The organism is Rhodanobacter sp. UC4452_H20 (assembly GCF_052978205.1).
Genome location: NZ_CM129662.1, coordinates 1,045,950 through 1,059,643 on the forward strand (window position 1 = coordinate 1,045,950; position 13,694 = coordinate 1,059,643).

13 protein-coding genes and 2 pseudogenes are annotated in these 13,694 nt (G+C 63.2%); 9 read left to right on the forward strand and 6 right to left on the reverse strand.

The genetic code is table 11. From position 1 onward, the window contains the following. Positions 1–7: 7 nt before the first annotated feature. From ACVCMC_RS05085 to ACVCMC_RS05100, 4 genes and pseudogenes are all read right to left on the reverse strand, one after another. A complete protein-coding gene (locus ACVCMC_RS05085) occupies positions 8–382 on the reverse strand; it encodes a response regulator (RefSeq protein WP_447098889.1) in 375 nt (124 codons plus the stop codon). Between the two features lie 112 nt (positions 383–494). Next, positions 495–767: a hypothetical protein gene (locus ACVCMC_RS05090; protein ID WP_447098890.1), complete on the reverse strand. Its 273-nt coding sequence runs from the start codon at positions 765–767 to the stop codon at positions 495–497. A 155-nt stretch (positions 768–922) separates the two neighbouring features. After that, positions 923–3,910, reverse strand: a pseudogene (locus ACVCMC_RS05095) (Tn3 family transposase); the annotation flags it as partial. A 31-nt stretch (positions 3,911–3,941) separates the two neighbouring features. After that, entirely contained in the window at positions 3,942–5,228 is a 1,287-nt protein-coding gene (locus ACVCMC_RS05100) for a site-specific integrase (RefSeq protein ID WP_447098891.1), read from the reverse strand. A gap of 198 nt (positions 5,229–5,426) precedes the next feature. Between ACVCMC_RS05100 and ACVCMC_RS05105 the strand changes: the two genes are divergently transcribed. The 9 genes and pseudogenes from ACVCMC_RS05105 (at position 5,427) to ACVCMC_RS05145 (ending at position 11,717) form a co-directional block, all read left to right on the forward strand. Beyond that, positions 5,427–5,672 (forward strand): hypothetical protein, encoded by a 246-nt coding sequence (locus ACVCMC_RS05105; RefSeq protein WP_447098892.1) that lies wholly within the window; start codon positions 5,427–5,429, stop codon positions 5,670–5,672. An 18-nt stretch (positions 5,673–5,690) separates the two neighbouring features. After that, positions 5,691–5,882 carry a hypothetical protein gene (locus ACVCMC_RS05110; protein ID WP_447098893.1) on the forward strand — a complete coding sequence of 64 codons (192 nt, stop codon included), beginning with the start codon at positions 5,691–5,693 and terminating at the stop codon, positions 5,880–5,882. Between the two features lie 80 nt (positions 5,883–5,962). Continuing rightward, positions 5,963–6,214 (forward strand): annotated as a pseudogene (locus ACVCMC_RS05115) (integrase core domain-containing protein); the annotation flags it as partial. A 112-nt stretch (positions 6,215–6,326) separates the two neighbouring features. Next, complete coding sequence (locus tag ACVCMC_RS05120; RefSeq protein ID WP_447098894.1) at positions 6,327–7,211, forward strand: metalloregulator ArsR/SmtB family transcription factor; 885 nt, start codon at positions 6,327–6,329, stop codon at positions 7,209–7,211. Between the two features lie 31 nt (positions 7,212–7,242). Continuing rightward, positions 7,243–8,214, forward strand: coding sequence for a substrate-binding domain-containing protein (locus tag ACVCMC_RS05125; protein WP_447098895.1), 972 nt, complete (start codon positions 7,243–7,245; stop codon positions 8,212–8,214). Beyond that, the gene (locus tag ACVCMC_RS05130; protein WP_447098896.1) at positions 8,211–8,888 is read left to right on the forward strand and encodes a c-type cytochrome; all 678 of its coding nucleotides are present in this window, start codon (positions 8,211–8,213) and stop codon (positions 8,886–8,888) included. Before ACVCMC_RS05125 ends, ACVCMC_RS05130 begins: the two co-directional genes overlap by 4 nt. A 239-nt stretch (positions 8,889–9,127) precedes the next feature. Further along, complete coding sequence (locus ACVCMC_RS05135; protein ID WP_447098897.1) at positions 9,128–9,883, forward strand: c-type cytochrome; 756 nt, start codon at positions 9,128–9,130, stop codon at positions 9,881–9,883. Between the two features lie 4 nt (positions 9,884–9,887). Further along, a complete protein-coding gene (locus ACVCMC_RS05140; RefSeq protein WP_447098898.1) occupies positions 9,888–10,943 on the forward strand; it encodes a porin in 1,056 nt (351 codons plus the stop codon). 39 nt (positions 10,944–10,982) lie between these two features. Further along, positions 10,983–11,717 carry a prolipoprotein diacylglyceryl transferase family protein gene (locus tag ACVCMC_RS05145; protein ID WP_447098899.1) on the forward strand — a complete coding sequence of 245 codons (735 nt, stop codon included), beginning with the start codon at positions 10,983–10,985 and terminating at the stop codon, positions 11,715–11,717. On the opposite strand, the gene ACVCMC_RS05150 is transcribed toward ACVCMC_RS05145, so the two are convergent. Both ACVCMC_RS05150 and ACVCMC_RS05155 read right to left on the reverse strand, forming a co-directional pair. Beyond that, positions 11,671–13,011 carry an ATP-binding protein gene (locus ACVCMC_RS05150; protein ID WP_447098900.1) on the reverse strand — a complete coding sequence of 447 codons (1,341 nt, stop codon included), beginning with the start codon at positions 13,009–13,011 and terminating at the stop codon, positions 11,671–11,673. The two genes, ACVCMC_RS05145 and ACVCMC_RS05150, sit on opposite strands and share 47 nt — an antisense overlap. Further along, complete coding sequence (locus ACVCMC_RS05155; RefSeq protein WP_447098901.1) at positions 13,008–13,694, reverse strand: response regulator; 687 nt, start codon at positions 13,692–13,694, stop codon at positions 13,008–13,010. The genes ACVCMC_RS05150 and ACVCMC_RS05155 overlap by 4 nt, the downstream gene beginning before the upstream one ends.

Consider the following 13,694-nt stretch of genomic DNA (forward strand, 5'->3'; position numbering starts at 1 on the left):
GGGTTGCTCAACCGCCCGCCGAAGCGGGCGGCGAAGCCAGCAGCTCGCGCACGATCTGCTGCAGCGTATCCACCGACACCGGCTTGTTCACCATGCGAACCCGCGGAAACTCCTGCGCCAACCCGCTGAGGTCGCCACCGGACATCACTGCAAACGGGACGTTGCGCTTCTGCAAGGCGGCCATCACCGGCCACGCATTCTCGCCGCGCAAGCCCACGTCGATCATCGCCGCATCGAGCCGGGTGGCCTCGACGTCGTTGAGCGCGTCGACCAGATTGAGGTCGACCAGCACCTCCAGGCCCATCGCCCGCAGCGTGTCTTCCATCACCATGGCCACCACGGGGTCGTCTTCGACCACCAGCACGCGCTTGCAGTCTTCCATTTCCGCTTCCATTTCCGTGACCCTGGCGCCCGTCAAAGTCGCATTGTAGGCCGCCGACGGCGGTTTGGGATCGCCGTCCGGGGTGTCCGTCTTTCCCCGTTGCGTTCGCGGTTCAAGCCTTGCCGCGCGAGCCACCGACTTGCTTGGCCAGTTCGACCTTGCGCTGTTCCATGCGTGCGCCCAGTGCCTTGAGCTCGGCGGCCGAAAGCAGCTTCTTCGCCTCCTTGAACATCTCCTCCTCTTCCTCCTTGACGTGGTGTTCGACCAGTTCGCGCAACACCTTGGCGCGGCCGGAGAACTGCTCGCTGCCGACGTCGGTGTCGAGCAGGTCTGGGAGCACCAGATCGCCGGCGGCGCGATGCTCCTCCAGCGCCTCGAAGTACATCTTTGCATGAGGGTCGGCAGGGATCCACCCAAAAACCGGCAATTTCTCGCCTAAGGTGTGGCCCCCGCTTAGCCCCCGCTTAGGAATTACGTCGCTGTAGGCTGTCGCTCTACCGTCTCTTCGTTGTCCAGCTCAGCGGCTGCCGCCTCCTCGGCCGCATGAAGAATGCGGCGAGCAAAGTCGATGGGCGTGACCTCCCTGCTCGTGTCGACGGTGTAGTCGCCAAAGCGGTTGATGTGCGCGGTCCGATAGGGCGACAGGCCGGCCAGTACCTCCGGACTGATCTCGACGCCCTCATCGCGGAGCTCGGCCAGGACCCGGGACATCTGCTCGACGTTGTGGAGGATGACCAGGTTCGCCACCAAGTGGTTGTAACCGACGATTTTCTGCTGCTCATGCAGCACGTTCTCGGCGATGATCCCCTGCCCGCCGAAGAAGGCCCACTTAGTGAAGTTGTTGAACTCCTCGCTCTTGTTGGTCGCCGCCTGGATCGTCTTGCGTACTTCCGCATCGTCGATGTAGCGCAGCAGGAACAAGGTGCGGATGACCCGCCCTAGTTCTTTGAAGGCGAAGTAGAGCTTGTTCTTGCGGCTGTAATTGCCCAACCGGCGCAAAATGGTGGAGGCAGAAATCTTGCCCGTTTTGATCGAAACGGCCACGCGCAGCATGTCGTGCAGATGGGTTTCGATCAGGGTCCAGTCGATGCTCCCGTCGCCAAACAGCGCCTGGATGTTGGGGTAAGACGCTTGCGGGTCCGGCTTGGAAAGCGAGAGGTCTTTGATGTTTCGGATGCGAGGCATGAGATCGATGCCCAGCAGATGGGCTAAGCCGAACACCGGGAAGTTCTGGGCTTGTGTATCACCGTGCACCGTGTCCGGCCGGATCTCGGATCGATTTTCGATCAACCCATCGAGGATGTAGATCGCTTCATAGGCGCCGCAAGGAATGAAACGGCTGAAGAGCGCGATGTACTTGTCGGACACGTGGTAGTAACCAATGCCACCGTAGCCGCCATAGCGGATGTGGTATTCCGAGAGCAGGTTTTGCTCGTAGACGCTCCACTTCGTGCCATCGGCTGACGCGGATTTACCGCTGCCCCAGTAGCCGGGAAGCTCGAACTTGTTGTAGAGATTGATCGTATCGACCGTGGCACGCTCCAGGGTGTCTTCTGTCACGTACTTGAGGTTTAGCCAAGCGGTCTGCCGACGACTGAAGCCGCGTACCGATCTCGCGGTCTGAGTGGGTCCGAGGTTGCAGCCATAGCAGAACAGCGTGGTCACGACGCGGTGGTGCAAGTCACGCACGCGCGCTTGGGTGCCGGCGAGCGGCTTAAAGTGTCGGTTCAAGTCCGCCCAGCTGGTGGCATCGACCAGCACATCGACGATGCTCGTTTCGGGCAAGCGCTCGGTGATGAGGCTGTCGACCAGCGCGATGGCCTTGGACAATTCCGTGCGCGGCAGCTTCCGGAGGATCAGCCGACCGTCAACAATGTCGGCGTGCGCGTTCTCGGGAAAACGAGCGTCCACCTCGCGGCACTTCGTTCGAAGTTGCTCCCGCAGTTTTTCGACGAAGGTTGTAGGCTCGGTCGCGATACCGGATACCTCACCGTAGTTGTCCAGTTCTTCCTGGAAGGTGCTCTCGTCGACCAGCTCTTCGCGATAGTCGTCATAGCGCTCCCCGCCGGGGATAAACAGGTCGCCTGACTTCAACTCGTCCTTGATCTGGAAGAGCACCGCCAGTTCGAAGTAGCGCCGTTGCATCCAGCCCACCCGGTCCACACCCCAATCCTTGGGGAACACATGCCGCCGCCAGTTCGCCGACAGCCAACCAAAGTCATGGTCCAAGCTCAGTCCCAGCGATGCCGCCTCCACCACATCCCTGCGCTGGGCCCGTAGTGCTGCCAGCGCTTTGATCAGGCGTTCCATGGCGGGATCTTGGGATGAGGTGCGTAGCTCCATCACGTCCAGGCAGTTGAGCAGCAAGGCTCGCTGCTGGGCGTACGGCTTGGCCAGGAACGGCAGGAAGTTCTTACCGGCATAGGCCATATGCTCATCGCATTCGGCGAGCGTTCTGGTCAGGTCCGACCCGATGGCATCGCCAATGGCATCAATACGCTGGCTGTCGGTTCCGTCCACTTGATAGGCCTGAAGGATCTCTTTCAGTTGCGCTACGAGGTGGTCGGTGCGCTTCAAATGCTCCACCTGGTAGGCCATCAAATTCTTCTGAGCGGTGTTCTCCAGGTTCTGCAGCAATCGAATGAAGAGGTCCGCCGCATCGTCCAAGGCCTTGCCGTGCCGGGAACGGATGAACACGGCGGCCAGGGCATAACGCTTGGCAGGCTTGAGCTCGGCCAACTCGCCGGCATCCAGTGCTCGCGCCATCGCCCGGAAATATTTCAGCTTGGGCACCGGTACTTCGAGCGCAGGAATCATCGCGGCGAGCTTTTGTAACCGGTCGATGTGCTGCAGATAAAAGCGCACCTCCTTGTTCCCGGGACGCTTGGGTTCGCGCTTCAGGGCCTGCCAGCCGCTATGCGTGTCGCCCGCAGTGACGACTAATAGCTCATCGACCCTCTTGCGCGCCGCTGGCGTCAGCAACGCAGCGATGCGTTCGAAATGGCCTTCGTGGACGCTTTCACGGGCGGCCGTGGCGATGTCATCCAGCGTGCGAAAGGCGGGCAATTCATACCGGTGGTGGTAGAGCTCCTCGACCATCACGTTGATGATGTCCGGCAGCATGTGCTTGGTCTGGGCCGCTTGCTGAGCCACCGTCCGCAGCCACTGTCGTCCGGGCTCGCCCAAGGGACGCACGTTCAAGTACTGCCGAATCTGGGCGATGTGATCGCGCTTCATGCGCGAGGCGTCGTAGGTATCCAGATCGCTGGCACTGAAGGCGCGCCGGTAACCCAAGGCGTCAGCCACATGCCGCACGATGCGATCAGGTATCTGGCTCAGTGCGCCGAAGTGCCCGCGGTGAGGAAGGGTTTTCAGGTGAAGCATCACGGCCAAACGGATGGCCGGTTGCTTGCTCAAGGCCTGCACGAAGGCCAGCTCGTCCGCGGAGGGCGTGAAGTGCAGATCCAGCTCGCGGGCGGTGGGGTCTTGCTTCAGTCGCGGATAAGCGGTCTCGTGAGGTGCTGTCATGCGTCTTGCATCTCCGGTGTCAGGCGAGAGGTCAGTTCCAGTGGCGCTCAGCGGCTTCGTCGTGAAGCGATGCGTCCAATTGCAAGTCGTGGTTGTCTGCGATGCGATACAGGTCTTCGATCAGTTCGAATGCCACCTGGTCCAGGTCGAGGTCATCCGTCGCCTCAACCTGAAGTTGGTAGCGGGTACGGTCGGGATTAACGGCAACACCGCGGTGCGGTGACAGACAGAGGGTTTCGATCGTCTGCCGCGCTTTGGCGGCGCTGCGGCCCTTCCGCCGGGGCGTCAGGCGTAGCGTGAGCATCAAGGTGACGGTCACCGGCGGTTGGCTGGCCGGTGCAGGCAAGGAAGCCGGCGGCAATTCCGAAATTGCCATGCTGGCGAGGGCTGTTTCGATACGCTGCTGGCCGAACGCATCGGGTGCGTCGATGTATCGCAGTGCCGAGTGCATGTCTTTCCAGCCGACGTACTCCATCAGGGCGCGTACGTCCCAACCATTGGCGCTGGCCCATCCGGCAAACCCGCGCCGTAGCGAGTGGCCGCTGTAACTTTCCGGCGAGGCCAAGCCGGCGCGGATGAAAAGCCGCCGTAGCAAGGGCACCACGCTGTTGGCATGCAAGGCGCCGGCTCTGATCCCGCCCGTGCGGGTGATGCCACGAAACAGCGGGCCCTCGGTGAGCCCCGCCATGGCAATCCAGTCGAGCGTCGCCGCCACCGGGCACCACCGGCTGAGCGCGGGCACCCGATAGGTGGTGCCGACGAATTGCCGGTCTGTTTTGCTGCGCCCCAAGAAGCACGTCATGCCATGGCCAGGAACCGCCGTCACATGCTCGCTGTGGAGGCCGACCAGTTCGTCAACGCGGAAGCCGCGCCAAAATCCCAGCAAGAGCATGGCGCGATCGCGACGGGCGCGTAGCGCGGCAGCACGGTCCCCTCGCTGATCCGCCGCTGCGACAGCGGCATCAAGCCAATCGGAGACCCGGGCGACAGCGGTGAGCTGCAAGGGGGAAGCACGCTTCTCGCGAGCCGGGTGCAGCGCCTGGATGCCTTTAAGCGTCTGTTTGACCCTCGCCGCCGTGGTGGGATCGGCAAAGCCGTGCGTCTGGTGCCATTGCGAAAGCGCTGCCAGCCGCTGTCGGAGCGTATTGATCGATAGCGTGGTCGCATGAGCCGCAAGGTATTGCGCCACAGTATCCGCCGTGGCCGGTAGCAGGCCGCCCCAACTCACCTCGAAGTGGCGCACCGCTGAGGCATAACTGCGTTGCGTGTTTTCCCGCTGCGCCGCTTCGAGATAGGTTTCAAGCGAGTGAGAGGTCATCGTCACGATCAGGCGGCGGAGGCTTGATGCCCGCTAGGGGCGCCCATGCATGATGTACCGTGCATTATGCTCACGGCCATCCACGGCGGCAGTCCAAGGAAAGCACCTGTGACTGTGCAATTGCGGAGGGCATTATGACCCAACCCGATGATCGTCTTGGCATGCCTGAGAGTGCCTTTTTGGCAGCGACGGAAAGTCATGGGGGCGAACAACCCGGTGCTGCGCTCGGGCATGGATATTCCGGCCTGTTCCGAAATTGCCAGAATGTCGGTCGAGGCGCTCTTTTCCTTCCTGATCGACTGGATGTGGGAGAGCCCCTCTGAACTTATCCCCAGCAACGAACAGATCGCACAGGTGCGCGCCCTCCTGCTTCAGCGTCATGACGCCCTCCAGCCGGATGTACAGCGTCTGATAGACGAGTGCAATGCGTACCTGAAGGAGTGATGGCGGTGGCGCTGTTCGATGGCCGTCGCTTCCGCTTGCGCCCGATGGTGGATCACTTCACCCCACGAATGCCTAGATATCGTGATCGACCCGTCGCTACGCGGCGAGCATGTGGCCGAAGCGATGGCGCGCCTACTGGCCCAGCGTAGCCCGGCTGCGATCAAGGTCGATAACGGCAGCGAGTTTGCCGGCAAGGTAATGGACCGATGAGCATATGAGAATGGCGCGGAACTGGACTTTTCCCGACGTGGCGCGCCGACCGATAACGCGCTGGTGGAAGCCTCAATGGCCGGCTGCGGCAGGAGTGTCTGAACGAATATTGGTTCTGTCGCTCGGGGGATGCGCGGAGCAAAATCAAAGCGTGGCGGGGCTTTTATAACGAGGAGCGCCCCCACACTGCACTGGCATGGAAAACCTCTGCGGAATTCGCCCGAGAACACGGGTCCCAAGCGAATTCTCAGGTGCCAAAGAAGATCGGGATCCCTACCGGCCGATGGCCCTGGAATCGGGGGTCGGGCAGATGTTTTCCTCCAACAGATTGACGGTTCCTTGGGTAGGGACCACTCGGGTCGAAGGATGTTTTCCGGCGGGCCAAATGGACAAGTGGCAACCCGGAGCTTAGAGTAGTTTCATATTTCACTAAATTGCGTATTCATGAAGCGCACGAGCGACCCCCTACACCAACGCGCGGCTGACACGGCGAAGCTGCTGCGCGCCCTAGGCAACGCTTCGCGGCTGTTGATCCTGTGCCGGCTGTTCAAGGGCGGGGAGACCTCAGCGGGAGCGCTTGCCAAGGAACTGGGCCTGGGCCTGTCCGCGCTGTCCCAGCACTTGGCCCGGATGCGCGAGGAAGGCCTGGTCAGCCAGCGTCGGCAGGCGCGCCAGTTGTTCTACCGTATCGACGAGCGCGCCTCCGCCCAGTTGCCAGCCATTTTGTCGGGCATCTGCGTCGAGGGCGCGTCAGTCACCACTGAAGGAGATGATGGCATGAACAAGCGGGCATCCACTCTTGGCGTCATTCTCAGCCTTGCGCTGACAAGCACCGGCGCGATGGCGGGCGATGGTTTCTGGCAGAACCCTGTCATCCATTCGGCCGGTCACATGCACGAACTGCCCCACGCGGCGTATCAGCCGGACGCCAAGGCCAGCTACAAGGTCGTGTTCAGCCTGACCGGCGCGACCGCCAAGCCGGATCAGATCAACCCGGGGCTGGAACGGGTCGCACGCACGGTCAACCTCTATGCGAGCGCGGGCGTACCGCTCAGTCATCTGCACTTCGTGGCGATCATCGCCGGTGGCGCCACCGCCATCACGCTGGACGATCTGCATTATCGCAAGCAGTTCACTGTGGCCAATCCGAACCTGCCGGTGATCGGTGAGCTGCGCAAGGCCGGTGTGGACGTGGCGGTCTGCGGCCAGGCGGTGGCCGAGCACGGCTACCCGTACGAGGCGATCGACAAGCAGGTGACGCTGGCCTTGTCCCTGCTTACCACGGTCACCGAGTTGCAGCAGAAGGGGTACGCCCTGATGCCCCTGTGACCTCCACGTGCCGATTCAAAGGAGCTTCGCCATGCGTGACTTCCGCCGCCGGACCCGCGCGCTCGCGATCGTCCTGCTGATGCTTGCCGGCGCCACTACCACCGCCGCTGCAAGCAGCACCGGCAAACCGGACTACCTGCCGCCGTGGAATCCCACGCCGGCCGGTGGCGTGCACTTCAGCTCACCGCCGGTGGATGCGATCGCTGACCTGCATGGCGACGTGGTCGATCCGCAGCTGGTGGTGTTCTTCGCCGGCAACCAGTTCATGGTGGTGCATGACCTGCTGGCCGAGTTTCGTACCGCCCATCCAACGTACCAGCGCATCTTTGTTGAGACGCTGCCGCCGGGAATCCTGGCCAAGCAGATCGAGACCGGCTCGCTGGTCATGGGCAATCTGCGCATCGCAGTGCGTCCGGACGTCTTTACCGCCGGCAAGGGCTCGATCGCCGAGCGCCAGAAGCAGCACGGCTGGTTCGCCGAAACGTACGACTACGCCCGCAACCCGCTGGCCATCCTGGTCGCCAAGGGCAATCCCAAACACATCCGCGGGCTGGCCGACCTGGGCCGGACGGACGTGCGCGTGAGCATGCCCAACCCAGCCTGGGAGGGCATCGCGCGGCAGATCGAGGCGAGCTACCGCAAGGCCGGTGGCGAGGCGCTGGACAAGGCGATCATGCAGACCAAGGTCGCCGACGGCAGCACCTTCCTCACCCACATTCATCATCGGCAGTCCCCCTTGCGCGTGCTGCAGGGAGAGTCGGATGCGGCGCCGGTGTGGTCCACCGAGGCCTACTTCCAGGAGCACATCCTGCATCACCCGGTCGAGACCGTGGCGATCCCGGCCGAGCAGAACTCGATCGCCACCTATACGGCCGCGCGCGTGAAGGATGCCCCGCATCCGCAGGCGGCAAAGGATTTTCTCTCGTTCATGCAGAGCCAGGCCGCACAGGCGATCTATCGCAAATACGGTTTCCAGCCCGTCCACGAAGGGGCGACACGATGAGCTATCGGCGTCGGCCGCTGGCAGGCCCTCTCCTGGTCCTTGCCCTGAGTCTGTTCGCGGCGGCCCCCGGCGTATTCGCCACCGACGCCGCCGCCATCGCAAGTCAGGGCAACGGCAAGGGCGCTCCGCCCTGCCAAAGTTGCCACGGTGCCGACGGTGCCGGCCAATCGGCGGCGGGGTACCCGCGCCTGGCGGGCCTGAACGCGTCGTACCTGCGCCAGCAGCTGGATGATTTCGCCAGCGGTGCACGCAACAACCCGGTGATGAAGCCGATCGCCACCGCGCTCACCGAGGAGGAGCGCCAGACGATGGCGGCCCATTACAGCCAGCTGCCGGTTCCGCCGGCGCTGCGCAAGCCGGCCGCGCCGATGCCGGCTGCGGACAGCGTCGGTGCCGTGCTCGCCACCCGCGGGCGCTGGTCGCAGCAGGTGCCCGCGTGCGAGCAGTGCCATGGGCCGGGCGGCGTGGGTGGCGGGGCGAGCTTTCCGCCGCTGGCCGGACAGTCGGCCACCTATATCGCCGCGCAGTTGAAGGCCTGGAAGCTAGGAATGCGGCATAACGATCCGCTGCAACTCATGCAGCACATCAGCAAGAAACTGGACGACAACGACATCAACGCGATCGCCGCCTGGTTCGCTGCCCAGCCACTGCAAGCCACGGGGGAACAGCCATGATGCTCAGGTCAGCGCAGGTCCTTGGGTGCCTTGCCTTCGTAGCGTTGGCCGCTTGCTCCGGCAAGGGGCCGGCCGCAGCGGGGACCCCCGCCGCTGCAACGTCGGGCGGTGCGGCGACGTCGGCTGGGAATGCCTCGCCGACACACGCACCCGCAGCGCTCCCGACTGATGCCGGCAAGCCGCTGGCGTTTTCGCCGCCGCCCGAGTCGGCCATTCCCGCCGGTCCGTTCGGCGATGTCGTGCGGCAGGGCCGCGAGCTGTTCGTGCACACCGACACGCTGGCCAAGGCCTATGTCGGTAATGGGCTCACGTGCGCCAACTGCCACCTTGACGCCGGCCGTCTGGCCAACTCGGCGCCGATGTGGGGCGCCTACGTGACGTACCCGCAATACCGAAGCAAGAACAAGCATGTGAACAGTTTCGGCGAACGCATGCAGGGCTGCTTCAAGTTCAGCATGAACGGCAAGGCGCCGCCGCTGGACAGCAAGGAGATGGTCGCGCTGGAAACCTATGCCTTCTGGATGGCCAGCGGCGCCCCGGTGGGCGCAAAGCTTGCCGGAGCCGGCTATCCGAAGAAGGGATTCAAGCCACCGCAGCCGCCCGACTATGCGCGCGGCGAGAAGGTATTCGGCGCCAACTGCGCGCTCTGCCACGGCGCCGACGGGCAGGGCCAGAAGGTGGCCGGCGAGTACGTCTTCCCGCCGCTGTGGGGACCGGACTCGTTCAACTGGGGCGCGGGTATGCACCAGTTGGACAACGCTGCCGCGTTCATCAAGGCGAACATGCCGCTCAGCCGTGGCGGCAGTCTGAGCGACCAGGATGCCTGGGACGTGGCGATGTACATGGACGCGCACGAACGTCCGCAGGACCCGCGCTTCAAGGGCGATCTGGCCGCGGCCCGCAAGCAGTACCACGACTCTCTCATGTCGCTGTATGGCACCACGGTCAATGGTCACCTGCTGGGTTCGGCGCCTAGCCAGCCCGCAAAGAAGTAGGAGGATGTCCATGATTTATTCGTTCGATCGCCGCCACCTGGCTGGGTGGTGCGCGCTTGCGCTCGCGACAGGCGCGGCCGCTCCCGCCACGGCGGCGGACACGCCGGTCGGCGCGACCACCTTCAACGGCAAGATCTTTCTCGACGCCACCCATCTCAACCAATACAAGAACGGCAAACGCACCAAGCTGAGCCCGAACGGGGCGGACCTGCGGCGCTTCTACATCGACATCGATCACCGCTTTAGCACCATCTGGTCGGCCCACCTGACCACCGACATCAACTGGACCCGCAACCAGTCGCCGACCGACCTGTGGGTCAAGCAGGCCTACCTGGAAGGCGCGTTCAGCAAGGCGCTGGTGCTGCGGTTCGGTTCGGCGTACCTGCCCTGGAACTCGCTGGTCAACAGCTGGTACGGCTACCGCTACGTCGAAAAGGAAATGATCAACCGGCTCAATTACGGGGTCGGGGCCGACTGGGGTGTGCACATGCTGGGCAAAACCGGCGGCGAGGGTCAGATCCAGTATGCCGTGTCGGCGGTCACTGGCGGCGGCTTCAAACAGCCGCGCACCGGTGACCGGGCGGATGTCGAATCGCTGGTGGGCTGGCAACCGACCAAGCACTCGATCATCGCCATCGGTGGCTATGACGGCAAGCGTGCGCTGGGTGGCGGCAACCTGCCGGTGTACAACACGGCGCGTCGCTGGGATGCCATGGCCGCTTACGCCGACAAGCGTTTCCGGCTGGGCGTACAGTATTTCAGGGCCACCGACTGGAACCAGGTGCGCTCGCCCAAGGGCGATCGGGCCAGCGGCTGGTCGGCATGGGCCAGCGTGCAGCTCAACCCGCAATGGGCCCTGTTCGCGCGGCACGATCGGGCCGACACCAGCGAACTGCTGGATCCGGCGCGCCGCGAACGCTATACGAACTTCGGCCTGGAATGGAACGTCAACCGCTCGCTGCAGCTGGCGGCGGTCTACAAGCGCGAGCGCCTCGCCAATGCCTCGCGTGCGCTGGCTTCCTCCAACGAGGTGGGTGTGTGGGCGCAGATTGCCTACTGAGGCCTGCTGAGTGCAGCTCGTTCCGGCAGGACCGTTCCCTTGCCACTGAACAGCCTGCTCGTGCTGGCCGGCTGGGGCAGGGCGATCGCGGTCGGTGGCTGGCTGCAGCGTCGCGGCCGACCTTCCACCGAAGCACAGTTGTGGCGCCTGCTACTGGCGGGGGTATTGGCTGCGCGGCTGGCATTCGTCGTGCGCTGGTGGCCCGAGTATGCCGGCCACCCGCTGGCCATGCTGGACCTGCGCGATGGCGGGTTGTCGCGCTGGGCCGGCAGCCTGGCCGTGCTCGCCGGCGCGGCATGGATCGGTTGGCGACGCCGCCCGCTGCGCGAGCCGATGGCCTGGGCGTTGCTCGGCGCCGTGCTGGTCAGGTGGTTGAGCAGCCTGGTGGCGCGGCGGCTGGACATTTCCATGCTGCGCGTGCTGGACAATTATGATCAGAGTTCCGGCAACCTGCGATCACTTTGCTGGTTGGTGCGGATCATCAGCCGCAAAGTTTTCTCTCGACTCGTTCATTGCTGGGTGGTGACTGTTCGCCTTCGGGAAGGCTACTTGCCGATGAGCCGGGGCATCGACGGCGGGCTGATTTCAGCTGAGAAAGCTTGGTTGCTGTGTCTTGGCTGGAGGATAGAATTCGCCGAGCGGCTGATTCGGCCACTAGCTCCGAAACTGGCTGAGCCACTACCTGCTACAAGAGGGGGGCGATTGACGCGTCTGTCGCGACAATCTATCAATGCGCAGCTGTATCAGAGCGCGGCAAGGATAGGTGCGCGATAAGGCCACCCGTGTCTGGTGCTTCGAAATCCAATGCCCCATCGAAGCGTTTAGCGATCGCGGCCGTGATCGACAAACCAAGCCCACTGCCTTTCGCACCGCGCTGGTACCCATTCTGGTCATTGCCTTTACGCCAGAAGCGCTGAGTCAGATTTTGCGTGCTCTGGCCAGATGGCCAGTCACCGTGATCGCGCACCGTAAACACAAGTTGCGTCGATGTGGCTTGTATATCGAGTACGACACGCTCGCTTTTCGGTGTGTGGCGCAGCGCATTCTCCAGGAGATTGCGTAACGCTGCCGCAGCCAACTCCAGCGATATGCCCACCGCAATAGTGGGCGCGGCATTGTCGAGGGCCACGCGCGCGCCGTCGACGAGATCTGCCAATGCGGTGTCCACGATCGACGCACAATCTGCTGGAGCAGTCTCGTATCGGTGTCGGTCAGATTCGACGCGCGCCAGCAAGAGCAACTGGTCCAACGTTTGCTGCAAACGGGCGATTCCAGTTTCTGCATTGACCAAGGCAGCGCGCGCCTCCCCGGCTGGCAACCGGCTGGCCAACTGGACATGCGTCTTGATGACGGTCAACGGAGTGCGAAGCTCATGCGCGGCATTGCTGGTAAATCGTTGTTCTCGCATCAGCACGTCGCCGGTACGCACTAGCAACCGATTGAGGGTATCGATCATCGGCGTCAGTTCGACGGGCACATCGTCGATCCTGATTGGCGTCAGTGTCTCCGGATCCCGGCGCGACAGCTCGCCGCGCAAAACTTCGAGCGGTCTTAGTCCACGACGTATGCCAAGCCAAAGCACGGCGAGGCTGCCCAATAACGCCACCACGAACGGAACGGTAGCGACCACGGCTACGTTGCGCTGCAGGGTCACACGTTCGGCCAGCCGGTCAGCCGTCGTTATATGCAATCCGTTCTGGATATAGGTAAACAATCGCCACTGTTGACCGTCGATGAGACGGTCGGTGAAGCCCGGCGCTGGTGCATCGAGTCGACCTGCGAAATCGCCATGCGTGCGCACGAGCAACTCGCCCCTTGGCGAAGTGATCTGGCAGGCGACACCCGTACTCTGCGGCATGGACAGCATAGGCTTGCCGACCTGGGCCCAGGCGCCGTTGGGGAGTTGTGCAACCAGCCCGGCCACCATGCGCGCGGAGGCGGCCAGTCGTTGATCGAGCGTCTGGCGCATTTGGTTTCGTAAATCGCTGTACAACCACGCTGCTGCGAGCGCCCAAAGCACGCAAAACGACAAACCGAGACTGATCAGCAATCGTCGGCGCAGGCTCATGTCGGGTCGTCGCCGTCAAGCGCGCCCGGCTCGCCGAGTCGGTAACCCAGCCCACGCACCGTGCGGATCAGTCCGTTACCGAGTTTGCGACGTAGATTAAAGATATGCACGTTGACGGCATTGCTTTGCACCTGCGTATCCAGGCCGTAAAGCGTGTCTTTGAGCTGTTCGATATCCAGAATCCCGCCCCGCGCGTTGAGCATTTTCTCCAACAACGCGAATTCGCGTCGCGTGAGTTCGACTTCGCGACCATCACGCCAGACCTGGCGGTTGTCGGAATCGACACGTACCGAACCATGTTCGATAAGCGAGCTTGCGCGCCCCGCAGCACGGCGCAGCAATGCGTGCAGACGCGCGGTCAACTCATCGAGATCGAAAGGCTTCAGCAAATAGTCGTCGGCGCCCGTCTGCAATCCAGCGATTCGATCGGCGACCCCGTCGCGTGCGGTCAGCACCAGAACGGGCACGGTCACATCTTGGGCACGCAAGTCGCGCAGCAAAGTCAGTCCGTCGGTATCGGGCAGGCCAAGATCGAGCACAACAACGTCGCTTTGCAGGCTCGCAAGCGACCGTCGCGCATCGGCCGCGGTTGCGACCCAGTCGACTGTGAAGCCGACGAGCCGGAGCCCCGTACCGATGCCCGATGCCATCAGTCCGTCATCTTCAATAAGCAGTACGTGCAT

Bases quoted from the DNA above. Each gene is read 5' to 3' on its own strand.
- ACVCMC_RS05110 (WP_447098893.1), top strand. From the start codon at position 5,691: ATGGCCGTCGCTTCCGCTTGCGCCCGATGGTGGATCACTTCACCCCAC.
- ACVCMC_RS05120 (WP_447098894.1), top strand. From the start codon at position 6,327: ATGAAGCGCACGAGCGACCCCCTACACCAACGCGCGGCTGACACGGCG.
- ACVCMC_RS05125 (WP_447098895.1), top strand. From the start codon at position 7,243: ATGCGTGACTTCCGCCGCCGGACCCGCGCGCTCGCGATCGTCCTGCTG.
- ACVCMC_RS05150 (WP_447098900.1), bottom strand. From the start codon at position 13,011: ATGAGCCTGCGCCGACGATTGCTGATCAGTCTCGGTTTGTCGTTTTGC.
- ACVCMC_RS05155 (WP_447098901.1), bottom strand. From the start codon at position 13,694: ATGCACGTACTGCTTATTGAAGATGACGGACTGATGGCATCGGGCATC.
- ACVCMC_RS05140 (WP_447098898.1), top strand. From the start codon at position 9,888: ATGTCCATGATTTATTCGTTCGATCGCCGCCACCTGGCTGGGTGGTGC.
- ACVCMC_RS05105 (WP_447098892.1), top strand. From the start codon at position 5,427: ATGGGGGCGAACAACCCGGTGCTGCGCTCGGGCATGGATATTCCGGCC.
- ACVCMC_RS05085 (WP_447098889.1), bottom strand. From the start codon at position 382: ATGGAAGACTGCAAGCGCGTGCTGGTGGTCGAAGACGACCCCGTGGTG.
- ACVCMC_RS05090 (WP_447098890.1), bottom strand. From the start codon at position 767: ATGTACTTCGAGGCGCTGGAGGAGCATCGCGCCGCCGGCGATCTGGTG.
- ACVCMC_RS05100 (WP_447098891.1), bottom strand. From the start codon at position 5,228: ATGACCTCTCACTCGCTTGAAACCTATCTCGAAGCGGCGCAGCGGGAA.
- ACVCMC_RS05130 (WP_447098896.1), top strand. From the start codon at position 8,211: ATGAGCTATCGGCGTCGGCCGCTGGCAGGCCCTCTCCTGGTCCTTGCC.